Origin of the sequence: Streptomyces sp. NPDC094143, assembly GCF_040303825.1 — a bacterium.
Lineage (GTDB): Bacteria > Actinomycetota > Actinomycetes > Streptomycetales > Streptomycetaceae > Streptomyces.
This window is the reverse complement of sequence record NZ_JBEOTZ010000014.1, coordinates 100,735-122,507: the sequence shown is the minus strand read 5'-3', so window position 1 is coordinate 122,507 and position 21,773 is coordinate 100,735. Positions and strand designations below refer to the sequence as shown.

Sequence of the window (21,773 nt, the reverse complement as noted above, 5' to 3'; positions counted from 1 at the left end):
CGAGGGGATGCCCTCCCCCGGGCGGGGGAGGCTCACGCCGACGGCTCGGCCGTATCGCCCTCCTGCCGTCGCTGCTGTCGCTTCTCCTGGAGCTTGCGCAGCAGTTCGCGCTTCTGGGCCTGCGGATCGAGCCCGCCGCCGACCCGGCCGCCCCGGCCGCCGCCCCGCAGGGCCTCACGGCCGAGGTTCTTGCGCGAACCGCCGACCCCCAACATGTTTCCGGCTCCACCTCGGGCCATGTCGGGCTCCTTCCTGACCATCAAAGAAACGAGACGGTTCGTCTCGCAATCACGCTCCCACTGTTCGCGAGACGCTCCGTCTTGTCAACCTGATAAATTCGGCCCATGGCCGCCCAGAAGTCAGCCCAGCCCGCCCCCGGCAAGTCCGCCCCCGACTCCACCCGGCGCAGCGAGAGGTCCCGCCGCGCCATCTACGACGCCGCCCTCGCCCTCGTCGTCGAGGTCGGCTACCCGAAGACCACCATCGAGGGCATCGCCGCCCGCGCCGGCGTCGGGAAGCAGACCATCTACCGGTGGTGGTCCTCGAAGGCGGACGTGCTGATGGAGGCCTTCCTCGACCTGGCCGAACGGTCCCAGCAGGAGGCGGCCTCGGGGCCGGTGACGTACGTCTTCCCCGACACCGGGGACGTCGCCGCCGACATCAAGGCCGTCCTGCGTGCCACCGTCGACGAACTGCGCGACCCGCGCTTCGAGGCGCCGTCCCGCGCGCTGGCCGCCGAGGGCGTCGTCGACGAGCAGCTCGGGCGCGAGCTCGTGGCCAAGCTGATGCAGCCCTCACTCGACCTCTACATGGACCGGCTGCGCGCCGCCCAGGCCGCCGGGCAGGTCCGCGAGGGCCTCGATCTGCGCATCGCCCTGGAGTTCTTCATCTCCCCGCTCGCCCAGCGCTGGCTCCAGCACACCGGCCCGATCTCCTACGAGTACACCGACACCCTCGTCGACTACGCCCTTCAGGGCCTGGCGCCCCGCTGAGCGGCCCGGGCCAGCCGCCCCGGCGCGTCCGTGATGACGCCGTCGCAGCCCAGCGCCAGCACCCGGTCCCGCTGGGCGTCCGTCACCACCGTGTGCGCCCACACCCGCGGGATGCCCGACCGCACCGCCCGCAGCAGGTCCGCGTCGCGCGCCCGGTGGTCCACGTCCAGCAGATCCACGAACGACCGCCAGCGCTCGGGGCGGTCCGTGCGCAGCTGCTCCGCCGAGCGCCACACCTGGGCGAGCAGGCCGAGGCGGTGTGCGCGCCGGGCCACCTCGGGGTCGTTGGAGTTCACGAACACCGAGCGGGTCAGGCCCCGGGCCCGGATCAGGGCGGCCAGCCGGTCCAGGCCGCGCGGGTCCTTGGCCTCCAGCATCAACACGATCCGGCCGCCGAAACGGTCCAGCACCTCGGCGACCGTCGGCGGCCGCTCCGACCGCCAGCTCCCGGGGAGCCGGTCCTTCGGGCGCAGCCGCACGCCCCGCCACTCCTTCGCGTCCAGGCCGCGCACCGCGCCGCCCAGAAAGGTCGTGCGGTTCAGCGTCTCGTCGTGGAACACCACCGGCGTGCCGTCGCGCAGCAGCCGGGTGTCGAAGTCCAGCACCTGCGCCGTACCGCGTGCATAGGCCGCCATCAGGCCCGCCATGCTGTTCTCCGGGACCTCGCGGGCGCCGCCGCGGTGGGCGACGTAGGTGATCCGGGGGAGCGCCGCCACGGTCAGCGGGCCCCGGCCCCACTCCAGCGGGGCCGGGGCGCGGCCGCCGGGGCCCGTGAGGGCGAGCGAGACCACGGACGCCGCGGTGGCCAGGGCCGTCAGCGCGATGCTTGTGACCATGGTGACCACGGTAGGGCGCCATGTCCTGGCAAAGCGGTCAATGACACCCGATGGCGGTGCTGCGCACCGTTTCGTCCCGTGGCATATGCCTCGCCCATCCGTGCGCTACTCGCCCCACCGGTCCGTGTCTCGCCCCTCATGCCCCGGATGTGGGCACTGGCCCCCCGGTGCGCGGGAAGATGGGAGACTAGGGCATGCTGTTCCGCACGACGGCGAGGCGAGGGGATAGATGAGCGCGGAGTTCGGCGGCCGGACCGGCCTGCAGGGCAAACTCACCCAGTGGCTGCGCGCGGGGCGCCGGCCCAAGGAAACCGCCGGGGACGGCGGCCGTGAGGCCCTGCTGCTCGCCGCCGCCGGCGCGGGACTGCCCCTCGCGCCCGCCGCCCACCCGGCCGGGTACCGCTGCTCCTGCGACCGCGTCGGCTGTCCCACCCCCGCCCGGCACCCGGTGTCCTTCGCCTGGCAGACGCAGTCCACCACCGAGCGCGCCCAGATCGAGCGCTGGGCCCGCCATCAGCCGCAGGCCAACTTCATCACCGCGACCGGCATGGTGCACGACGTCCTCGACGTGCCCCTCGACGCCGGTCGCGTCGCGTTGGAGCGGCTGCTCTCCGAGGGGGTGGAGGTCGGGCCGGTCGCCGAGAGCGACGACGGGCGCATGCTCTTCTTCACCCTCACGCGCGGTACGCCCGAGGACGAGGACGAGTGGTGGCCGTGCGAGCTGGACTGTCACCCCGAGACGATGGACGAACACCCCGGGCTGCGCTGGCACTGCCGCGGCTCCTACGTCCTCGTACCGCCGGCGCGGCTGCCCGGCGAGGACCAGTCGGTGCGGTGGGTGCGCGGGCCCGAGCACGCGCTGCCGGATCCGCTGAGCCTGCTGGAGGTGCTCACCGAGGTCTGCGCCCGTTACGCCGGTGAGGACACCGACCAGCGGGCGGCCTGGCCCCTGCGGCACTGAGCGCCTCCCCGGCCGCTACGAGCCCTCCGCCGACGTCAGGCCCTGGATCCTGCCCAGGATCGTCACCTTGCCCTGGCCCCTGGGAGCCAGCGCCACCTCGTTGGAGACGAACTCCATCAGGAGGGACTGCTTGATCTCACCCTTGGTCAGCGCGAGCACGTCCTTGTTCGGGGCGGGGACCGTCGTGCCCGCGGCGGCCGTCTGCTTCTCGTAGTGGCGCGTGGTGAAGAACACCAGCGCCCCGCCGTCCGTGGTGCGCAGGGCCAGCGGCGCGTAGTCGCCGTTCGTCAGCGGCTCGTCGATGTACTGGGTGACCAGGCCCGGCTTCTTGGCGTTCTTCTGGCGCAGGGCGCGCCACTGCGTGGTGTGCGGGCCGTCCGAGAAGGTGGCGCCGCCGTTCCTCAGATACGTGCTGTAGCTCCGGCTCAGCTCGTCCGGAGCGGCGGCCAGCCCGGCCGAGTTCGCCGGCACGGCCTCGGCCCAGCCGTCCGCGTCCTTCCTGAACTCCGGGACCTTGCCCGGGGCGACGAGCGTCAGGTAGGCCACCTGGAACGGGGCGTCGAGGCTGCCGCGGGTGAACACCAGGAGCCAGCGGGCGGTGCCGCCCTTGTTGCCGGCGGCGTCGACGAGGAACCAGCGGGGCCAGCCGGCCTTCTTCGGGATGGTGAACTTCGCGTCCGTCAGCTTCAGGGGGGTGTGGTTCGGGTTGCCGCCCGGGTTGTTCGCCCTGCCGGCCTCCAGGCGGGCCGAGTCGATGTCGGCGAGGGCGCCCGTGGTGTGGTCGGCGTCCAGGGCGGGGTCGTAGGCCTTGTCGGCCTCGTTGTACGCGGTCGTGAACTGCCGGAGGGCCTCGGCGGCTTCGGCGCGGGTGGTGGACGGGAGGATCTCCCGTTCGCCGTGCACGACGACGCATCCGCCGGTCGTCAGCGACAAAGCGGTCACCGACGTTGCTATGAGGGCGCTCCGGGCGGGCCTGCGGAGCGTTCGAGGGTCGCGATCCCTGCTCATCGGGTTCCTTCACCTTCCCCTTTCCGGAGGCGAACCCTACCGGGTGCCTCCGGCGGGTACGGCGTCAGGCCCGGTCGCCCACCGGTTCCGTCCGCACCCTGGCCGGGGCGAGGAAGAGGGCCAGGGTGGGGACCAAGTACAGGATCCAGACGGTGACTTGGAGGGTCGTCGGGTCCGGCTGGAAGTTGAGGACGCCCTTCAGGAGCGTGCCGTACCAGCTGTCCGGAGGGATCGTGCCGGAGATGTCGAAGGCCTTGTCGTTGAGGCCGGGCAGGAAGTCGGCCTCCTGGAGGTCGTGGAAGCCGTACGCCAGGACACCCGCCGCGACCACCACCAGCATGGCGCCGGTACAGGTGAAGAACCTGGACAAGTCGATGCGCAGGGCGCCCCGGTAGAACAGCCAGCCCAGCAGGACCGCCGTCAGCAGGCCCAGGGCGACGCCCAGCAGGGGGCGCGGCGTGCCGTCGCTCGCCGCGTGGACCGACGCCCAGACGAACAGGGCCGTCTCCAGGCCCTCCCGGCCGACCGCCAGGAACGCCGTGGCGACCAGCGCGCCCGTGCCCATCGCCAGGGCCGCGTCCAGCCTGCCGTGCAGCTCCGACCTCAGGTGCCGGGCCGTGCGGCGCATCCAGAACACCATCCACGTCACCAGGCCGACCGCGAGGATCGACAGCGAGCCGCCGAGCGCCTCCTGCGCCTGGAACGTCAGCTCCTGGGAGCCGAATTCGAGGGCGCAGCCGAAGCCGAGCGCGAGCGCCACGGCGACGCCGATGCCCGTCCAGATCGCTTTCAGCGCGTCCCTGCGGCCGGTCTTGACGAGGTAGGCGATCAGGATGCAGACGACCAGGCTCGCCTCCAGACCCTCGCGCAGACCGATCAGGTAGTTGGAGAACACGGGCCTAGGCCTCCTCGGAGAACAGCGGCCGGCCCCACCAGTCGTCCTGGTCGCGGACGCCCGGCGGGATGGCGAAGAGCGCCGAACCGAATGGAGCAGTCAAGGGACGGTCAAAGGTCGCGTCGGGGGGCAGCGGTCGTGCCGCCGCCGTCGCGGGCGGCCCGCCGGCCGCCGGCCCGCCGGTGCTTGAATGCCCCCGTGACTGACTACGACGTGCTCCGCGTCTTCTGCGGGCCGAACGGTGGGTACGGCAACGAACTCGGTGTCGTGCGGGACGGGTCCGTGCTGCCCGGTCCGGACGACCGTCAGGCGTTCGCCGCGAAGCTCGGGTTCAGCGAGACCGTGTTCGTCGACGACCCCGAGCGGGGGGTGATCGACATCTACACGCCGACCCTGCGGCTGCCCTTCGCCGGGCACCCCTGCGTGGGCGCGGCCTGGCTGCTCGACGTGCCCGAGCTGGTGACGCCCGCCGGGGTGGCCGGGGCCCGGCAGGACGGGGAGTTCTGCTGGATCGAGGCGCGGGCCGACTGGGTGCCGCCGCGCACCCTGCGGCAGTACGGCAGCGCCGCCGAGGTCGACGACCTGCCCGTGCCGCCGCCGGGGGTGGGGGCACCTCCCACTCCGTTCGGGCAGTGGGGGAGGGTCTACGCCTGGGCGTGGGAGGACGAGCCCGCCGGGCGGGTGCGGGCCCGGGCCTTCCCCGGCCGGGGCGACGGCATCGACGAGGACGAGGCGACCGGGGCGGCGGCCCTGCTGCTCACCGAGCGGCTGGGCCGGGCCCTCAACATCACCCAGGGGGCGGGCTCCCAGATCCTCACCGCGCCCCAGCCGGGCGGCTGGACCGAGGTCGGCGGCCGGGTGCGTCTCGAACGCTGACCCGGGCGGCGCGCCTCCGTACGGTGGAACAGCGTGTGTGCGCGGCGGCGGACGAGGGCCGCGGGGGTGGCAAAGCACCACCGCGAGAGGAAACTCATGCGCATTCGATCCGCTCTGGCCGCCGCCGCCCGTACTTCGGTGGGCTGGAGGCCGAGACCGCCGAGGCGGAGTGGGGCGGCGCCGTCTGCCACAACGGTCCGTTCGGCATCTGAGCCGGGACCGGCGCTCCACCGGAGACGGATCCGGGGCCTCTCGCGGCGTGCGAGGGGGCTCCGCCCGCCGTCCCCGGTCCCTCACGCCGACAGCGGGAACTCCTCGCCCAGCGCCAGGAACACCGCGTTGTTCAGCCCGTAGGCCCGCTTGCACTCGGCCACGATCCGCTGCCGCTCCAGTTCGTCCCCGGGCACCGCGTCCAGCAGCTCCCAGTAACCCCGCTTGAAGGCGGCCGGGTTGGGGATCTCCTCGAAGACGTAGAAGCGGACCCCGTCGCCCTTCTTGGGGAAGCCCCACGTCTTCTCGGCCGTGTCGCGGATGATCTGCCCGCCGGAGAGGTCGCCGAGGTAGCGGGTGTAGTGGTGGGCGATGTAGCCGGCCGGCCAGTTCCGGGCGCACTCGGTGATCCGCCCGGCGTACTCCAGCGTGGCCGGCAGCGCGCTGATCCGCGAGCGCCAGCCGGGGCCGCGCAGGTATTCCAGGTCCTGCTCCAGCGCCGCGCCGCGGAACAGCTCCGGGCGGACGAAGGGGCCCGCCACCGGGTCCCCGGCCAGCCGCTCGGCGGCGGACTCCAGCGCCTCGTACACGAACCACAGCTGCTCCGTGTAGCGCGCGAACGCGTCGACCCCCAGTCTGTGCCCCAGCAGGTCGCTCAGGAAGGTCGAGCCCCTGACCTCCTCGTGCTGCTCGCGGGAAGCGGTCCGGATGAGGGTCGAGAAGGATTCCATGGGCCCACTTTCTCTGGTTAGGCTCACCTAAGTCAATGGCTTGCCGACGGGTTGTCGGTAAACTTCCCGACGCCATGTCGGGAAAAACCTCCGGCGCCGGGAAGGGCCGCGCACGACGACGGCCCGCCCTCCGGGGAGAGCGGGCTGTCGGCCGGGGCAGGACTGCGGTCAGGGCAGCGTGAGGATCTCCGCGCCCGAGTCCGTCACCACCAGCGTGTGCTCGAACTGGGCCGTGCGCTTGCGGTCCTTCGTCACGACCGTCCAGCCGTCGTCCCACATGTCGTACTCGTGCGTCCCGAGCGTCAGCATCGGCTCGATCGTGAACGTCATCCCGGGCTGGATGACCGTCGTGGCGTGCGGGCTGTCGTAGTGCGGGATGATCAGGCCCGAGTGGAACGACGAGTTGATGCCGTGGCCCGTGAAGTCCCGCACCACGCCGTAGCCGAAGCGCTTGGCGTACGACTCGATGACCCGGCCGATGACGTTGATCTGCCGGCCCGGCTTGACCGCCTTGATCGCCCGGTTCAGGGCCTCCCGGGTCCGCTCCACCAGCAGCCGCGACTCCTCGTCGACGTCCCCCACGAGGTAGGTGGCGTTGTTGTCGCCGTGCACGCCGCCGATGTACGCCGTCACGTCCAGGTTGACGATGTCGCCGTCGCGCAGGACGGTGGAGTCCGGGATGCCGTGGCAGATGACCTCGTTGACGCTGGTGCACAGCGACTTCGGAAAGCCGCGGTAGCCCAGCGTCGAGGGGTAGGCGCCGTGGTCGCACATGTACTCGTGCGCCACCTTGTCCAACTCGTCCGTGGTCACGCCGGGGGCGATCAGCTTCGCCGCCTCCGCCATGGCCCGAGCGGCGATCCGGCCGGCGCGCCGCATCGCCTCGATCGTCTCGGGCGTCTGCACCTCCGGTCCGGTGTACGGCGTCGGAGCGGGCTTGCCGACGTACTCCGGGCGGCGGATGTTTCCGGGCACGGAACGGGTGGGGGACAGCTCCCCAGGGACGAGCAGCGACTGGCCAGACATGCCAGCGAGTCTAACCAGCGGCCGTGGGGGAACATGTCGATGGCGAGAGGAGCTGGTCATGGCCCTGTTCAAGAAGCGGACGGTCGGCAAGCCGGGCGAGTGGTACTACTGCCTGGAGCACAAGAAGGTCGAAGAGGGGCCCGACTGCCCGGGCAAGGACCGCTTCGGCCCGTACGCGAGCCGTACCGAGGCCGAGCACGCGATGGAGACCGCCCGCGAACGCAATCTCCAGTGGGAGAACGACCCCAAGTGGCACGACGCCCCTGCGGGTGGCCGCGAGGAGAACTGACCGGGGGACCCGTACCCGACGCCCGGGGTGCCGAGCCGCCCCGGGCGTCCACCGCGTCCGGGCCCGGGCGGCGACGAACGCGGCCACCCTCCGGCAGCGACGCCCTCGGCGGCAGTCCCCTTCGGCCGGCGGCAGTCCCCTTCGGCCGGCGGCTTCCCCTTCGGCCGGCGGCTTCCCCTTCGGCCGGCGGCTTCCCCTTCGGCCGACGGCGCGCCCGTGGCGGTGGTGCCTCGTAGCGGTGGTTCCCTCGTGGCGGTGGTGCCTCGTGGTGGTGGTTCCTCTGCGGCTGCGGCGGTCCTCGGCTGACGGCGCGGCGGTGCCCCGGTGGCGGTCCTTGGCCGACGGCACCCGGCGGCGGTGCCCCGGTGGCGGTCCTGCGTGGCGGTGGTGCGCCCGCGGCGGTGGTGCCCCGCGGTGGTGCGCCCGCGGTGGTGCCCCGGTGGCGGTCCTGCGTGGCGGTGGTGCGCCCGCGGCGGTGGTGCCCCGCGGTGGTGCCCCGCGGTGGTGCCCCGGCGGTGGCCCCCCCGCGACGGTGGTCCCGCGTGGCGGTGCTGCCTAGTGGCGGTGGTTCCTCCGTGGCGGTAGTCCCCCTCGGCGGTCCCCCGCAACGCAGTCCGTCGTGGCGGTGGTTCCTCTGGCGGCGGCGCCCTTCAGCCGACGGCGCCCCATCGGCGATTGCTTCGGCGGCGGTCCCGCGTGGCGGTGGTGCGCTCGTGGCGGGGTCCCCCTCGGCCCCCCCCCCGCGACGGCGGTTCCGCGTGGCGGCGGTGCCCCCGCTGCGGCGTCCCCGCGGCGGTGGTGCGCCCGTGGCGATGGTCCCCCTCGGCGGCCCCCCGCGACGGCGGCCCCCTGCGGAACAGGCCGCCGTGGCCCGGGAGCACGGTCCTGGTGCCGATGGCCGCCCCCTTCACCAGCGGGCCGGTGGTGGGGCCGTCAAATGTTCCGCGAGTCTCGCCACGCGGTCCCGGAAGCGGCGCCGTCCGCGCGGGGTCGGGAGCGCGTTCTCGCCCGCCGCCGCGCTGACCAGGTGCTGGACCGTGTCCAGGTCCAGCTCGGAGCCGGCCGGCACGGCCAGCGTCTCGTGCGCCACGGCCGGCAGCTCACCCCGGTCGGGCCCGAGGGCCAGGACCGTCGCCCCCGCGCGGCGGGCGTCCGACACCCGTTCGAGCAGGGGCGCGGCAGGGCCCCCGGGTGACACCACCAGCAGCGTCTCGCCCCGCCGGGCCGCCTCCAGCCGGCCCAGCCCCACCGCCAGGTGTGCCGGGTCCGAGGGGCGCGCGTCGTGCCGTACCAGGGTCGGGGCCAGCTCCGGGGTGCCCGACCACGCGGCCTCGTCCACCAGATGGGCCGCGAGGTGCCACGGCTCGTACGCGGGGGTGCCGACGAGCAGCAGCCCGCCCCCGTGCGACACCACCGACCCGCGCAGCGCCCTGGCGAACCGCCGGGTGGCGCCCAGCCACTCCGTCCCGGCGAGCACTTCCCGCAACAGCGCCACCCGTACCGCGTCCATACGCACGCATCCTGCCCGAACCGTCCAGTCGTGACCCGGAGTTCACCGCGCATTCGCCCGGCCTGGGTAGGCGGCCCGGTCACGCATTCCGACGTCGAACGCCCGGAGGATCCCGCCGATGACCGAGACCAGCGTCCCCTTCCGCGCCGGCCGGGAGGGATACGCCAGTTTCCGCATCCCCGCCGTCGTCGCCACCGGCACCGGCACCCTGCTCGCCTTCTGCGAGGGCCGGGTCGGCTCCCGGGACGACTTCGGGAACATCGACATCGTGCTGAAACGCTCCACGGACGGCGGCCGCACCTGGGGCCCGCTCCAGGTCGCCGCGCGCAACGGCGACGCCCTCGCCGGCAACCCGGCCCCCGTCGTCCTCGACACCGGCCGCGTGCTCCTGGTGCACGTGCGCAACGCGGCCCCCGCCACCGAGGACGCCATCCGCCGCGGCAAGGTGAGCGCGGCGGACGGACGCCGCGTCTGGGTGCAGCACAGCGACGACGAGGGCCTCACCTGGTCCGCGCCCCGGGAGATCACCCAGCAGACCAAGAAACCCGAGTGGCGCTGGTACGCCACCACCCCCGGTCACGCCCTCCGGCTCGGCACCGGCCGGATCGTCGTCCCCGCCAACCACTCCCTGCCGCCCACCGGCACCGACAACGGCACGGAGGGCAGGTACAACGGCGGCCACTGCCTGCTCAGCGACGACGCGGGCGCCACCTGGCGGATCGGCTACGTCGACGACACCCCCGACGGCTACATCAACGCCAACGAGACCACCGCCGCCGAACTGCCCGACGGCCGCGTCTACTTCAACACCCGCAACGACTCGCCCGCACCGGGCACCCGCGCCGACGCCCACTCCGCCGACGGCGGACAGACCCTGGTGAAGCCCTTCCGTCCGCAGGCGGGCCTGTCCGCCCCCGTGTGCCAGGCGAGCGTCCTGCAGCTCCGCGACCCCGACGTGCTGCTGTACTCCGGGCCCGCCGACCCGGGCTTCCGCGCCCTGATGACGATCCGCGCCTCCACCGACGGCGGCACCACCTGGCGCCCGGCCCACACGGTCGACGGACTGCCCGCCGCCTACTCCGACCTGGTGCGCGTCGACCCGGACACCGTGGGGCTGCTGTACGAGACCGGCGACTTCGGCGCCTACGAGACGATCACCTTCCGGCGGGTGCCGGTGGCGGAGCTGACCTGAGCCGGTCGGGGCGGGGACGCGGTCGTAGAGTCGGGGCCATGACCTCTACCGACAGTGCTGCCACCGACCACGCCCAGAAGGCCCCCGCCAAGGACCCCTGGGACCTGCCCGACGTCTCCGGACTCGTCGTCGGGGTGCTCGGCGGGACCGGACCGCAGGGCAAGGGCCTGGCCTACCGGCTCGCCAAGGCCGGGCAGAAGGTGATCATCGGCTCGCGGGCCGCCGACCGCGCGCAGGCCGCCGCCGAGGAGATCGGCCACGGCGTCGAGGGCGCCGGCAACGCCGAGACCGCGCGCCGCAGCGACATCGTGATCGTCGCCGTGCCCTGGGACGGCCACGGAAAGACCCTGGAGTCCCTGCGCGAGGAACTGGCCGGAAAGCTCGTCGTCGACTGCGTCAACCCGCTCGGCTTCGACAAGAAGGGCGCCTACGCCCTCAAGCCCGAGGAGGGCAGCGCCGCCGAGCAGGCTGCCGCGCTGCTGCCGGACTCCCGGGTCACCGCCGCCTTCCACCACCTGTCGGCCGTGCTGCTGCAGGACCCGGAGATCGACGAGATCGACACCGACGTGATGGTGCTCGGCGAGGCGCGGGCGGACGTCGAGATCGTCCAGGCCCTCGCCGGACGCATCCCCGGCATGCGCGGCATCTTCGCCGGGCGGCTGCGCAACGCCCACCAGGTGGAGTCGCTGGTGGCGAACCTGATCTCCGTGAACCGCCGGTACAAGGCGCACGCGGGGCTCCGGGTCACGGACGTATGAGCCGATGGGGGACACTGGAGGGCACCAGCAGCGCCCGAAGTGTCCCCCGACAGGAGCCACCCGACATGCCCCGCCTCGCCCTCTACGCCCTCATCGTCTGCCTGCTGTCCGTGACCGCGGCCGTCGTCTCCTTCGTCCGGGGCAGCTGGCTCGGCATCGTGTGGGTGCTGCTGGCGGGCCTGTCGTCCAACATGTGCTGGTACTACCTCAAGCGCGCCAGGCAGCAGAAGTCCGTCGCGGGCTGAGCCGTCAGGAAGCGGCCGAGCAGAACTCGTTGCCGCCCTGCCAGAAGCGGTACAGCTCCTGGCCGCAGTAGGTCTCGAAGTCGCTGATGCCGAGCGACTTCAGGATGGTGTCGATCACGTCGAAGAACACGCCGTTGACCGCCGGCAGCCACAGCAGCGCGAACACGAACAGCAGGCCGAACGGCGCGAAAGGCTCCACCTGGCGCCTGACGTTGTACGACAGCCACGGCTCGATCACCCCGTAGCCGTCCAGGCCGGGCACCGGCAGGAAGTTCAGCAGCGCGGCCGTCACCTGCAGCAGCGCGAGGAACGCCAGCGCGAAGCGGAAGTCGCTCGGCACGCCGTCCAGCGCGTCCAGCCAGAACGGGGCCGTGCACACCACCGCGAACAGCACGTTCGTCAGCGGGCCGGCGGCCGAGATCAGGCTGTGCTTCCAGCGCCCCCGGATCCGCCCGTGCTCGATGAACACCGCGCCGCCGGGCAGACCGATCCCGCCCATGATCACGAAGATCACCGGCAGCACGATGCTGAGCAGCGCGTGCGTGTACTTCAGCGGGTTCAGGGTCAGGTAGCCCTTGGCGCCGACCGAGATGTCGCCGCTGTGCAGGGCCGTGCGCGCGTGCGCGTACTCGTGCAGGCACAGCGAGACGATCCACGCCGCCGTCACGAACAGGAACACGGCGACCCCGGGCTGCTCGGCGAAGCCGGTCCAGGTCGCCCACCCCGTGACCGCCGTCACGGCCATGATCCCGACGAAGACGGGACTGATCCGCCGCTCACTGTGGCGGCTGGTGGCGGTGGTCATGGGACTCCCTGCACTCTCGAACACGCGATGGGACGGCCCGACGGTACCGGGCGCGGGGGGAAAACGTCTCGCGCGGGGCGGCCGGTTCCGGGGAGGGTGGGGCCATGGGGTTCCGGCACGTGATCCACGAAGACCGGCACAGGGAGTGCTGAATCACGCCGGCCTGCGTCGGGCCGTGTCCGCAGCGCCGTCGGACGACGTCCCGGCCGCTCGGCCTTGGCCGGGCCACGCCCGCCCCGCCCTGGCGTCGGGCTGCCCGCCGGCGCATCCCCGCCGCGCCGCGGGACCGCCGTGACCGCCCTCTCACCTCCGGAGACAATGGACCCCGTGCGCTACCGCATCCTCGGCACCACGCAGGCGATCCGCACCGACGGCACGGTCGTTCCGGTCGGCGGGGCGCGGTTGCGCGCGCTGCTGACCGTGCTCGCCCTGAGGGCGGGACGTACCGTGCCCGCCGGGATGCTCGTCGACGAGGTGTGGGGCGGGGACCCGCCCGCCGACACAGCCGGCGCGCTGCAGGCGCTGATCGGACGGCTGCGGCGGGCGCTCGGGGCGGACGCGGTCGCCTCCGCCGAGGGCGGGTACCGGCTCACGGCCGCGCCCGACGACATCGACCTGCACCGCTTCGAGCGGCTGGCCGGTGAGGGGCTGCGGGCCCTGGCCGACGGCGACCCCGCCAAGGCCGCCGTGGTCCTCGACGACGCCCTCGCCCTGTGGCGCGACCCCGCTCTCGCCGACCTCCCCGACCGCACCGCCGAGGCGGCCCGCCGGGAGGCCCGCCGCCTGGACGTGCTGCGCGCCCGGCACGGCGCCGCCCTCGCCCTCGGCCAGGCCGGGCAGGCGCTGCCGGAACTGACCGCCCTGTGCGACAGCCGCCCCCTGGACGAACCCCTCCAGGCGCTGCGCCTGCGTGCCCTGCGCGACGCCGGCCGCACCGCCGAGGCCCTCGCCGCCTACGACGACGTACGACAGCTCCTCGCCGACCGGCTGGGCACCGACCCGGGCCCCGAACTGCGGGCTCTGCACGCGGAGTTGCTGGCCGCGTCGGACGGCGACCCCCGGCCCGCCCCGGGCCCGGCCGCCCGCGCGGCGACAGCCCCGACGGCCCCGGCGGCCGGGACCACCCCCGCCGCCGGCAACCTGCGCGCCCGCCTCACCTCCTTCATCGGCCGGGAGAGCGACATCGAGACCATCCGCGCGGATCTCGCGACGGCCCGCCTGGTCACCCTGCTCGGACCCGGCGGCGCCGGGAAGACCCGTCTGTCGCAGGAGGCCGCCGAGACCGTGCGGCACGCCATGCCCGGCGGGGTGTGGCTGGCCGAACTCGCCCCGGTCGACGACCCCGCCGCCGTACCGGAAGCCGTGCTCACCGCCGTCGGCGCCCGCGAGACCGTCCTGTACGGGGCGGGCGCCGAGGGCATCCGGGCCGCCGTCGCCGACCGGCTCGACGACCCCGTCGAGCGCCTCGCCGAACACTGCTCCCGCCCCGGCATGCTGCTCATCCTGGACAACTGCGAGCACGTCGCCGAGGCCGCCGCCCGGCTCGCCGGGGAGCTGCTGGAGCGCTGCCCCGGCCTGACCGTCCTCGCCACCAGCCGCGAACCCCTCGGCGTGCCGGGGGAGTCGCTGCGCCCGGTGGAGCCGCTGCCCGAGCCGGTCGCGCTGCGGCTGCTCGCCGAGCGGGGGGCGGCGGCCCGGCCCGGTTTCCGTGTCGATGACGACCCCGAGGCCTGCGCGGAGATCTGCCGGCGCCTGGACGGCCTGCCCCTGGCCATCGAACTGGCCGCCGCGCGGCTGCGGATGCTCACCCCCCGCCAGATCGCCGACCGGCTCGACGACCGCTTCCGCCTCCTGACCTCCGGCAGCCGTACGGTCCTGCCCCGCCAGCAGACTCTCAGGGCCGTCGTCGACTGGTCGTGGGAGCTGCTCGACGAGGACGAACGCGAGGTCCTGCGGCGCCTTTCGGTGTTCGCCGGCGGCTGTGACCTGTCCGCCGCCGAGGCCGTGTGCGGACCCCTCGCCCTGGAGGCGCTCGGCTCGCTCGTCGACCGCTCCCTGGTCGTGGCCGCCCCGCCCGGCGACACGGCAGACGGCGAGATGCGCTACCGGCTGCTGGAGACTGTCGCCGAGTACGCCGCCGAACGGCTGGAGGAGTCCGGGCAGCGCGCCGAGGCCGAACGCGCCCATCTGACGTACTTCCGCGAACTCGCCCGCACCACCGACCCGTTGCTGCGCGGCCCGGGCCAGCTCGCCGCCATCCGGCGGCTGGAGCGGGAGTACGAGAACCTGCGCACCGCCCTGCGCCACGCCGTCGCCCTGCGCGACGAGCAGGAGGCGCTGTGCCTGGCCCTGTCGCTGGTCTGGTACTGGCAGATGCGCGACCTGCGCATCGAGGCCCGCAACTGGTGCCGCGAGGTGATGGCCCTCGGCCCGGACCCCTTCGCCGAGCCCGTCCGCCGCGCCGCCCCCGTCTGGCAGCGCTGCACCGACGCCCCGCCCCCGATGACCGAAGAGATTCTGTGGGAGGCCCGGCGCGGCATCCACCTGGCGCACCTGGCCTGCATGGACACCGAACTGGACGCCTGGCAGAACCCGAGCGCCCAGCAGAAGCTGCGGACCATCTCCCTGACCTACGAGCCCGGCCTGCCGCAGACCTGCCGGCTGCCCGGCCTGTTCTGGTTCTTCGCCGTGATGCTGACCGGCGACATGGACCGGCTGCGCGTCATCATGGACGCCTCCATCCGCACCTGCAGGGACACCCCGGGCTTCGACTGGGAGCTGGCCTCCGGTCTGCAGATGCGGGCCAACTTCCTCGCCAACCGCACCGACTGGGCCGGTGACGCCGGGCGCGACGCCGACGAGTCGCTGGAGATCTACCGCCGCCTCGGTGACGCCTGGGGCACCGCCGAGGCCTTCTCGGCCCGGGCCGAGGCCCACGAGCGCCGCGGCCATCACGCCCTGGCCGCCGCCGACTACGAGGCGGCCATCGCCCACGCCGAACGCCTCGGTGCCCGCGCCCAGGCGGCCGTCCTCACCGCCCGGCTGGGCAACGCGCTGCTGGAGTCGGGCCAGGAGGAGCGGGGTGAGCGGCTGCTGCGTGAGGTGATCGCCCAGCACGAGAACTCGCACAGCGAGGCCATGCCCGCCGCCCGTCTCTTCCTCGCCGGCCGGCTCGGCATGACCGGCCGCACCACCGAGGCCCGCGAGCAACTGCGGCGGCTGCGCGAGGACTTCCGGATCGCCCACTTCATCGTCTTCGACGCGTTCATCCTCGGCGCCGAGGCCTGGCTGGACGCCCGGGACGGCCGGTACGAGGACTGCCTGGACCGCACCCGCAAGGCGCTGGAGCGGGCGGGGGACCCGGTGTCCGCGGCGATCGCGCCCCATATGCGGGCGGTGTTCCTGACCGTCGGCGCCCAGGCCCTGGCCGTCCACGACGGGGGCCTCGGCGCCGCGGACGCGGCCCGCTGCCTCGGCGCCGCCGACGCCCTGCTGCCGCCCGGCCATGTCGCCCAGCGGCAGGAGCGCGAGACCCGCGAGGAGGCGGAGCGGCAGGCCCGGGCGCTGCTCGGCGACGCGGCGTACGAGAGCGCGTACGCGCAGGGCGGCGGCCTCTCGGTCGAGGAGGCCACCGCCCTGCTGTGACGGCGCACGGCCGCGCCCTTGTCAGCTCTTCGTACGGAACTTGTGGATCGCGATCGGCGCCATCACGGCCGTGATGGCCACCGACCAGCCGAGCGTCACCCACAGGTCGTGCGCGACCGGACCGCCGATCATCAGACCCCGCGCGGCGTCCGCCAGCGTGGACAGCGGGTTGTAGTCGGTGAAGGCCTGCAGCCAGCCGGGCATCGACGTCGTCGGCGCGAAGATCGACGAGCCGAACTGGAGCGGGAACAGCACCAGGAAGCCCATCGCCTGCACGGACTGCGCGTTCTTCAGGATCACGCCCAGGGTGAGGAACACCCACATGATCGACGAGGCGAACGCCGTGGACAGGGCCACGGTCGCCAGCAGCCCCGGCCAGTTCGTGATGTCGAAGCCGACCGCGACGGCGACGATCATCAGCACGGCCGTCGCGAACAGCATCCGCAGCAGCTCCACGGAGATCTTCGCGAACAGCACCGAGCCGCGGCCGATCGGCAGGGACCGGAAGCGGTCCATGACACCGGAGTTGAAGTCCTGGCTGAAGCCGGTGCCGACGCCCTGGGACAGCGTCATGCTCATCATCGCGATCATGCCGGGGATCACGTACTGGACGTACCGCTCCTGCCCGCCGCCCAGCGCCTGCCCGATGGAGCCGCCGAAGACGAACACGAACAGCAGGGTGAAGATGACCGGCATCAGCAGCGCGTCGGCCATCGACTCCGGGTCCTTGCGGATCCACAGCAGGTTGCGGCGGATCAGGGCCCCGGTGTGCCGCAGGTGGCCGCGCAGCGGGATACGGGCGTCGGCCCCGGTGTCGTCGAGGGTGACGGCGCTCATACGGCGGCCTCCTGAAGGTCTTCGGCGGGCACGGTGTCCTGCGGGGCACTGGCGCGGTGGCCGGTGAGGGACAGGAACACCTCGTCCAGGCTGGGCAGTTCGGTGGTGATGGAGGACAGCGTGATGCCGCGCGCGGTGACCGCGCCGACCACGGCGGTCAGCTGCTCGTCGCTGAGGATCGGCACGAGGACGTCGCTCCGGTCGGTGTCCACGGTCGTGGTGGCGAGCCCGGTGATTCCCAGGTCGTCCAGGGCGCCGGCCAGCGGCCGCAGCTGCACCGGATCGGCCGGGCGGATCCGCAGCGCCCGGCCGCCGACCTTCGCCTTCAGCTCCTCGATGGCGCCGCCGGCGATGACCTGGCCGCGGTCGACGACCGTCAGCTCGGAGGCGAGCTGCTCGGCCTCCTCCATGTACTGGGTGGTGAGCAGCACGGTGACCCCGTCGCCGACCATGCGCTTGACCTCGTCCCACACCTCGTTGCGGGTGCGCGGGTCCAGGCCGGTGGTCGGCTCGTCGAGGAAGAGCACCGCCGGCCGGCCGATCATGGACGCGGCCAGGTCCAGCCGGCGCCGCATGCCCCCGGAGTACGTCGCCGCCGGCCGCTTGGCCGCCTCGGTCAGCGAGAAGCGCTCCAGCAGCTCGTCGGCCCGGGTACGGGCGTCCTTGCGCGGCAGGTCGAGCAGCCGCCCGATCATGTAGAGGTTCTCCCAGCCGGACAGCTTCTCGTCCACGGAGGCGTACTGCCCCGTGAGCCCGATCACCCGCCGCAGCTGCCGGGGCTGCCGTACGACGTCGTAGCCGGCCACGGTGGCCCGGCCCGAGTCGGGTGCGAGCAGGGTGGACAGGATCCGTACCAGGGTGGTCTTGCCGGCCCCGTTCGGCCCGAGGACACCCATGACGGTGCCCTCCCGCACATCCAGGTCGACCCCGTCCAGCGCCTTGGTCTCGCCGTAGTGCTTCACCAGCCCCCGCACGGTCACAGCGGCACCGCTGGTGTTCTCGTCGATTCGCGTCATGTCGCCGACGGTGCCAGGCCCCACCGACAAATCACCGACAGACCACCGACAGCCGTTTCCGGCGGTCCGCGGCGAGGCGGCCGGGTGGCGCCGGGCGCCTCGTGAAAGGGGTCGGACCGTGAGCGAGCGGCCCGTGCGCTCCCGCGTCCTGACCCCCGAGCGGCGGTCCGCCGGGGTGTCCTTTGCCACGGGCTGTGTCCGTGCGGAGGTCAGGCTGCCGGGCGTGGCCGCAGTCGGTGAGCCGGAGTGCGTCGTCGCCGGGGCGGGGGCGGGGGCCACCTGGCTCCAGCGGGCTCGGGGCCGGAGCGCGGCGGTCCGCCGGGGAGCGGGGGCGCAGGGATGGCCCGCCGCGCCGCCGGGCGCTGCGCGGACGGCGACCACGTCAGCGTGCTCCACGGCGAGGGGCGGCGGCTCCAACGGCACGCCCCGTTCGGCGGGTTCTTCCGCGACGACGGCGGAGGCAGGCGGGAGGATGCCGGGCGGGCGCCGGACCACTTGCGCCTGTTCCCGCTCACGCTCCCGGAGCCCGACGCCGACGAATCCCTCGCCGTGCCCCCGGTCCGGCCGGGGTCGTCACCCGTCGCCGGTCCTGACAGACGCGGCGGCGGGCAGGCCCGGGCCCACCCGCCGCCGTTCGCCGGGAACCGTCAGTGGCGTACCGCCTCGGCCTCCCGCGGGACATGGCCGGCCACGATCCGCTCGCGCCCGGCGACCGGAGCCCGGCGCCGGTCCACGACCGCCGCCAGCGCGGCGACGCCCAGGCCGATCACGGCCAGGGCCGCGCCGGCCAGGGCCGGGGAGGTGGCTCCGAAGCCGGCGGCCAGGGCCAGGCCGCCGATCCAGGCGCCACCGGCGTTGGCCAGGTTGAAGGCGGCCTGGTTGGCCGAGGAGGCCAGCGAGGGGGCCGAGGATGCCTTCTCCATGACCATCAGCTGCAGCGGGGATCCGGTGGCGAAGGCCGCCGTGCCCAGGAGCGTCACCGCCACCGCGGCGGTGACCTCCGTGCGCATCAGCAGCGGGAACAGCGCCAGGACCGCCACCAGCGAGACCAGGCCGCCGAACAGGGTGCCGCGCAGGGAGTGGTCGGCCAGGCGGCCGCCCAGCAGGTTGCCCGCGGTCGCGCCGACACCGAACAGCGCCAGCAGCAGGGTCACGCTGGCGTCGGCGTAGCCGGCCGCGTCCGTGAGCATCGGGGTGATGTAGCTGTAGGCCGCGAACAGGGCGCCGAAGCCCGCGACGGTCGTGCCGAGCGAGAGCCAGACCGGGACGGAGCGCAGGGCGGCGAGTTCGCCGCGCAGGCCCTGGGCGGTGGCGTGTTCGTGGTCGTGCGGGATGAGGAGGGCGAGCGCGGCGATCGCCGCCAGGCCGATGGCGCTGACGCCGAGGAAGGTGGCCCGCCAGCCGAGGTGCTGGCCCATGAGGGTCGCGACCGGCACGCCCGCGACGTTCGCGACCGTCAGGCCGAGGAACATCAGGGAGACCGAGCGTGCCTTGCGTTCGGGGGCGACCATGTTCGTGGCCACGACGGCGCCCACGCCGAAGAAGGCGCCGTGCGGCAGCCCGCTCAGGAAGCGGGCGGCCAGCAGCCAGCCGTTGTCGGGCGCGAGCGCCGACAGGGCGTTGCCCACGACGAACAGCCCCATCAGGCCGATCAGGACCGTGCGGCGGGACACCTTCGCGGTGACGGCGGCCAGCAGCGGGGCGCCGATGACGACGCCGAGCGCGTACGCCGACACCAGGTGGCCGGCGCTGGGTATCGAGATGTTCAGGTCGTCCGCGACATCGGGCAGCAGCCCCATCATCACGAACTCGGTGGTGCCGATGCCGAAGGCACCCACGGCGAGGGCGAGCAGGGCCAGGGGCATGAAGAACCTTTCGAGACTTGCGTGAGATCCGTACGTCGTATGTTCAAGTACGGAACAAAGTCTCGCAGGCGCACTGTTCCACGAGGTGAAGCCGAGGTTGCCGAATCCTGCCGGAACCGCCCTGACCTGCGGCTTTCAGGATCCGCTTGTGGCGACCCTCACACGGGCGGCGACGGGCAGATGGTCGCTGCCGGTCCGCGGGAGGGTCCACGAACTGTGCGGCTCCAGGCCCCGGACCATGATCTGGTCGATGCGCGCCATCGGGAACGAGGCCGGCCAGCTGAACCCGAAGCCGCTGCCCACCGCGCCCTGCGTGGAGCGCATCTGGGAGGTGACGGCGTTCAGGGCGCGGTCGTTCATCGTGCCGTTCAGATCGCCCAGCAGCACGATGTTCTGCAGCGGTTCGTGCGCGATGGCCTCGCCCAGGTAGTCGGCGCTGCGGTCGCGCTGCCTCGCCGTGAACCCGGCCTCCATCTTCACGCGCACCGACGGCAGATGCGCGACGTAGACCGCGACCTGCCCGGCCGGCGCGGTCACGGTGGCGCGCATCGCCCGCGTCCAGCCCATGTCGAGGTCGACGGCCCGGACGCCGCTCAGCGGGTACTTGCTCCACACGCCGACCGTGCCCTCCACCGCGTGGTAGCGGTACGTCGACGCCAGCGCCTTCTCGTACGTCGGCACCGCGGCCGGGGACAGCTCCTCCAGGGCCAGCACGTCCGCGCCGGACGCGGCCACGTCACGGGCGGTGCCCGAAGGGTCCGGGTTCTCGGCGTTGACGTTGTGCGTGACCACGGTGAGGTCGCCCCCGGCGACGGTCTTGTCGCTGAGCAGCCCGCCGAACAGGTTGAACCAGACCAGGGCCGGCGCGAGCACCGCGATCAGCGCGGTCGCCGACTTGCGCACCAGTGCCAGCACGAGCAGCACCGGCACGAACAGCCCGAGCCAGGGCAGGAACGTCTCGATGAGGCTGCCCAGGTTGCCGATGGCGTTGGGGACCTGCGCGTGCAGCAGCATGATCACGGCCAGCAGCACCGCGCACCCGGCCACCACCAGTCCGCGCCGCCAGATTCTCGGATCGCCCCGCCAGCCGCTCACCAGCCGGTCGAACAGGCGCCGAAGCCGGGTTCCGCGGTGCTCGGGCCCCGAGCCGCCGTTGTCCGTCTCCGTCATGTACGCCTGCTGCGCCATACCGTCGCCTCACTACCTGCCGTGCACACCATCGCCCCCGTGTCCTTACGACCCTAGGGGATGATCCGTTCCGTTCCCGCCGTCCCGCGACGGCCGTACGGGGGCGAGGACGTTCGAGCCCGTCCGGTGAGTTCCGGCCCCGGCCCCCGAAAGCGCGCTCTGTGACGAAACGCGCACACTGGGGCCGGGCTCACCCGGAAGCGACGGGCGGGGAACTCGCGGGGCGCAGGCCTTCGAGCAGCGTGTCGACGACCTGTTCGGCGAGGCCCTCCGGCAGGTCGGCGTCCGGGTGCAGCACGGAACGCACCAGCAGCGGGCCGACGAACAGGTCGCTCAGCAGCTCCAGGTCGACGTCCGTGCGCAGTTCGCCGTTCTCCTGGCCCCGGCGCAGGATGTCCAGGCCCAGACGGCGGCGCGGTTCGACGACGATGGCGTGGTACGCCGCCCAGATCTTCGGGCTGCTCTTCATCTGGGCGTGCACGCTGTGCAGGATCGCCGACGAGCGCTTGGCGAGCCCGCGCCGGCGCATCTGCTCCAGCAGCACCACGAGGTCGTCGCGCATGGACGTGCCGGGCAGCGGCGGGTCGGGGGGCTCGGCGGCGCGCACGACGTCGACGAAGAGTTCCTCCTTGCCGCTCCAGCGGCGGTAGATGGTGGCCTTGCCCACCCCGGCGGTCCGGGCCACGCGCTCGATGGACAGCTCCGCCAGCGGCACGCCCTCCTCCAGGAGCCTCATCACGCCCTCGATGATGGCGCGTTCGACGGCCTCGCTTCTGGGGCGGCCCCTCGGGGGGCCGTCGTGCCGGGGCTGCCGTTCGGCGAGGCTCACGTCGCTGCGTCCTTTCTGACCTGGGGACCGGGGTGGACCGGGGTGGACCGATTCTCGCA

At 73.4% G+C, this 21,773-nt stretch carries 20 protein-coding genes and 1 pseudogene; 8 read left to right on the top strand and 13 right to left on the bottom strand.

The window, feature by feature from the left end; all coding sequences use genetic code 11:
• Nucleotides 1-32: 32 nt before the first annotated feature.
• Nucleotides 33-239, bottom strand: a complete 207-nt coding sequence (locus ABTZ58_RS19695; RefSeq protein ID WP_351357947.1) for a DUF6243 family protein — start codon at nucleotides 237-239, stop codon at nucleotides 33-35.
• A 105-nt stretch (nucleotides 240-344) separates the two neighbouring features.
• Between ABTZ58_RS19695 and ABTZ58_RS19690 the strand changes: the two genes are divergently transcribed.
• Nucleotides 345-992, top strand: coding sequence for a TetR/AcrR family transcriptional regulator (locus tag ABTZ58_RS19690; protein WP_351357944.1), 648 nt, complete (start codon nucleotides 345-347; stop codon nucleotides 990-992).
• Here the strand turns inward: ABTZ58_RS19690 and ABTZ58_RS19685 are convergent.
• On the bottom strand, nucleotides 971-1,828 hold the full coding sequence (locus tag ABTZ58_RS19685) for a glycerophosphodiester phosphodiesterase (protein ID WP_351357941.1): 858 nt from the start codon (nucleotides 1,826-1,828) through the stop codon (nucleotides 971-973). The genes ABTZ58_RS19690 and ABTZ58_RS19685 overlap by 22 nt on opposite strands.
• Before the next feature lie 229 nt (nucleotides 1,829-2,057).
• On the opposite strand from ABTZ58_RS19685, the gene ABTZ58_RS19680 reads away from it, so the two are divergent.
• Nucleotides 2,058-2,789, top strand: a complete 732-nt coding sequence (locus ABTZ58_RS19680; protein WP_309096342.1) for a bifunctional DNA primase/polymerase — start codon at nucleotides 2,058-2,060, stop codon at nucleotides 2,787-2,789.
• Nucleotides 2,790-2,804: 15 nt separating this feature from the next.
• Here the strand turns inward: ABTZ58_RS19680 and ABTZ58_RS19675 are convergent, their stop codons facing one another.
• Complete coding sequence (locus ABTZ58_RS19675) at nucleotides 2,805-3,797, bottom strand: SCO2278 family lipoprotein (protein ID WP_351357938.1); 993 nt, start codon at nucleotides 3,795-3,797, stop codon at nucleotides 2,805-2,807.
• Nucleotides 3,760-4,692 (bottom strand): annotated as a pseudogene (gene efeU, locus ABTZ58_RS19670) (iron uptake transporter permease EfeU); the annotation flags it as partial. The pseudogene efeU and the gene ABTZ58_RS19675, both read right to left, overlap by 38 nt.
• 198 nt (nucleotides 4,693-4,890) lie before the next feature.
• Here efeU and ABTZ58_RS19665 point away from each other — a divergent pair.
• A complete protein-coding gene (locus ABTZ58_RS19665) occupies nucleotides 4,891-5,568 on the top strand; it encodes a PhzF family phenazine biosynthesis protein (protein WP_351357932.1) in 678 nt (225 codons plus the stop codon).
• Nucleotides 5,569-5,861: 293 nt separating this feature from the next.
• Here ABTZ58_RS19665 and ABTZ58_RS19660 read toward each other — a convergent pair whose 3' ends face one another.
• Entirely contained in the window at nucleotides 5,862-6,509 is a 648-nt protein-coding gene (locus ABTZ58_RS19660; RefSeq protein WP_351357929.1) for a biliverdin-producing heme oxygenase, read from the bottom strand.
• Between the two features lie 168 nt (nucleotides 6,510-6,677).
• The gene (gene map, locus ABTZ58_RS19655) at nucleotides 6,678-7,535 is read right to left on the bottom strand and encodes a type I methionyl aminopeptidase (RefSeq protein ID WP_309097284.1); all 858 of its coding nucleotides are present in this window, start codon (nucleotides 7,533-7,535) and stop codon (nucleotides 6,678-6,680) included.
• A gap of 58 nt (nucleotides 7,536-7,593) precedes the next feature.
• Here map and ABTZ58_RS19650 point away from each other — a divergent pair, with 58 nt between their 5' ends.
• Nucleotides 7,594-7,824, top strand: a complete 231-nt coding sequence (locus tag ABTZ58_RS19650; RefSeq protein WP_351357926.1) for a hypothetical protein — start codon at nucleotides 7,594-7,596, stop codon at nucleotides 7,822-7,824.
• Between the two features lie 907 nt (nucleotides 7,825-8,731).
• Here the strand turns inward: ABTZ58_RS19650 and ABTZ58_RS19645 are convergent.
• A complete protein-coding gene (locus tag ABTZ58_RS19645) occupies nucleotides 8,732-9,334 on the bottom strand; it encodes a hypothetical protein (RefSeq protein WP_351357923.1) in 603 nt (200 codons plus the stop codon).
• Between the two features lie 118 nt (nucleotides 9,335-9,452).
• On the opposite strand from ABTZ58_RS19645, the gene ABTZ58_RS19640 reads away from it, so the two are divergent.
• From ABTZ58_RS19640 to ABTZ58_RS19630, 3 genes are all read left to right on the top strand, one after another.
• Nucleotides 9,453-10,526 carry a sialidase family protein gene (locus tag ABTZ58_RS19640; protein ID WP_351357920.1) on the top strand — a complete coding sequence of 358 codons (1,074 nt, stop codon included), beginning with the start codon at nucleotides 9,453-9,455 and terminating at the stop codon, nucleotides 10,524-10,526.
• 38 nt (nucleotides 10,527-10,564) lie between these two features.
• Nucleotides 10,565-11,284: an NADPH-dependent F420 reductase gene (gene npdG, locus ABTZ58_RS19635; RefSeq protein ID WP_351357917.1), complete on the top strand. Its 720-nt coding sequence runs from the start codon at nucleotides 10,565-10,567 to the stop codon at nucleotides 11,282-11,284.
• A 65-nt stretch (nucleotides 11,285-11,349) separates the two neighbouring features.
• Complete coding sequence (locus ABTZ58_RS19630; RefSeq protein WP_502996100.1) at nucleotides 11,350-11,529, top strand: hypothetical protein; 180 nt, start codon at nucleotides 11,350-11,352, stop codon at nucleotides 11,527-11,529.
• A 4-nt stretch (nucleotides 11,530-11,533) separates the two neighbouring features.
• Here ABTZ58_RS19630 and ABTZ58_RS19625 read toward each other — a convergent pair whose 3' ends face one another.
• Nucleotides 11,534-12,334 (bottom strand): site-2 protease family protein, encoded by an 801-nt coding sequence (locus ABTZ58_RS19625; RefSeq protein WP_351357911.1) that lies wholly within the window; start codon nucleotides 12,332-12,334, stop codon nucleotides 11,534-11,536.
• A 318-nt stretch (nucleotides 12,335-12,652) separates the two neighbouring features.
• On the opposite strand from ABTZ58_RS19625, the gene ABTZ58_RS19620 reads away from it, so the two are divergent.
• Nucleotides 12,653-15,979, top strand: a complete 3,327-nt coding sequence (locus tag ABTZ58_RS19620) for an AfsR/SARP family transcriptional regulator (RefSeq protein WP_351357908.1) — start codon at nucleotides 12,653-12,655, stop codon at nucleotides 15,977-15,979.
• Nucleotides 15,980-16,000: 21 nt separating this feature from the next.
• On the opposite strand, the gene ABTZ58_RS19615 is transcribed toward ABTZ58_RS19620, so the two are convergent.
• From ABTZ58_RS19615 to ABTZ58_RS19595, 5 genes are all read right to left on the bottom strand, one after another.
• The gene (locus ABTZ58_RS19615; RefSeq protein ID WP_351357905.1) at nucleotides 16,001-16,816 is read right to left on the bottom strand and encodes an ABC transporter permease; all 816 of its coding nucleotides are present in this window, start codon (nucleotides 16,814-16,816) and stop codon (nucleotides 16,001-16,003) included.
• A complete protein-coding gene (locus ABTZ58_RS19610) occupies nucleotides 16,813-17,832 on the bottom strand; it encodes an ATP-binding cassette domain-containing protein (RefSeq protein ID WP_351357902.1) in 1,020 nt (339 codons plus the stop codon). The genes ABTZ58_RS19615 and ABTZ58_RS19610 overlap by 4 nt, the downstream gene beginning before the upstream one ends.
• A gap of 647 nt (nucleotides 17,833-18,479) precedes the next feature.
• Complete coding sequence (locus tag ABTZ58_RS19605) at nucleotides 18,480-19,697, bottom strand: MFS transporter (protein WP_351357899.1); 1,218 nt, start codon at nucleotides 19,695-19,697, stop codon at nucleotides 18,480-18,482.
• 135 nt (nucleotides 19,698-19,832) lie between these two features.
• On the bottom strand, nucleotides 19,833-20,795 hold the full coding sequence (locus ABTZ58_RS19600) for an endonuclease/exonuclease/phosphatase family protein (protein ID WP_502996104.1): 963 nt from the start codon (nucleotides 20,793-20,795) through the stop codon (nucleotides 19,833-19,835).
• 280 nt (nucleotides 20,796-21,075) lie between these two features.
• On the bottom strand, nucleotides 21,076-21,714 hold the full coding sequence (locus ABTZ58_RS19595; RefSeq protein ID WP_351357893.1) for a TetR/AcrR family transcriptional regulator: 639 nt from the start codon (nucleotides 21,712-21,714) through the stop codon (nucleotides 21,076-21,078).
• Nucleotides 21,715-21,773: the final 59 nt, after the last annotated feature.

Coding starts and splice junctions, on each gene's coding strand:
- ABTZ58_RS19690 (WP_351357944.1), top strand. CDS start 345: ATGGCCGCCCAGAAGTCAGCCCAGCCCGCCCCCGGCAAGTCCGCCCCC.
- ABTZ58_RS19685 (WP_351357941.1), bottom strand. CDS start 1,828: ATGGTCACAAGCATCGCGCTGACGGCCCTGGCCACCGCGGCGTCCGTG.
- ABTZ58_RS19620 (WP_351357908.1), top strand. CDS start 12,653: ATGGACCCCGTGCGCTACCGCATCCTCGGCACCACGCAGGCGATCCGC.
- ABTZ58_RS19605 (WP_351357899.1), bottom strand. CDS start 19,697: ATGCCCCTGGCCCTGCTCGCCCTCGCCGTGGGTGCCTTCGGCATCGGC.
- ABTZ58_RS19675 (WP_351357938.1), bottom strand. CDS start 3,797: ATGAGCAGGGATCGCGACCCTCGAACGCTCCGCAGGCCCGCCCGGAGC.
- ABTZ58_RS19610 (WP_351357902.1), bottom strand. CDS start 17,832: ATGACGCGAATCGACGAGAACACCAGCGGTGCCGCTGTGACCGTGCGG.
- ABTZ58_RS19695 (WP_351357947.1), bottom strand. CDS start 239: ATGGCCCGAGGTGGAGCCGGAAACATGTTGGGGGTCGGCGGTTCGCGC.
- ABTZ58_RS19650 (WP_351357926.1), top strand. CDS start 7,594: ATGGCCCTGTTCAAGAAGCGGACGGTCGGCAAGCCGGGCGAGTGGTAC.
- ABTZ58_RS19680 (WP_309096342.1), top strand. CDS start 2,058: ATGAGCGCGGAGTTCGGCGGCCGGACCGGCCTGCAGGGCAAACTCACC.
- npdG (WP_351357917.1), top strand. CDS start 10,565: ATGACCTCTACCGACAGTGCTGCCACCGACCACGCCCAGAAGGCCCCC.
- ABTZ58_RS19615 (WP_351357905.1), bottom strand. CDS start 16,816: ATGAGCGCCGTCACCCTCGACGACACCGGGGCCGACGCCCGTATCCCG.
- ABTZ58_RS19640 (WP_351357920.1), top strand. CDS start 9,453: ATGACCGAGACCAGCGTCCCCTTCCGCGCCGGCCGGGAGGGATACGCC.
- map (WP_309097284.1), bottom strand. CDS start 7,535: ATGTCTGGCCAGTCGCTGCTCGTCCCTGGGGAGCTGTCCCCCACCCGT.
- ABTZ58_RS19630 (WP_502996100.1), top strand. CDS start 11,350: ATGCCCCGCCTCGCCCTCTACGCCCTCATCGTCTGCCTGCTGTCCGTG.
- ABTZ58_RS19660 (WP_351357929.1), bottom strand. CDS start 6,509: ATGGAATCCTTCTCGACCCTCATCCGGACCGCTTCCCGCGAGCAGCAC.
- ABTZ58_RS19645 (WP_351357923.1), bottom strand. CDS start 9,334: ATGGACGCGGTACGGGTGGCGCTGTTGCGGGAAGTGCTCGCCGGGACG.
- ABTZ58_RS19625 (WP_351357911.1), bottom strand. CDS start 12,334: ATGACCACCGCCACCAGCCGCCACAGTGAGCGGCGGATCAGTCCCGTC.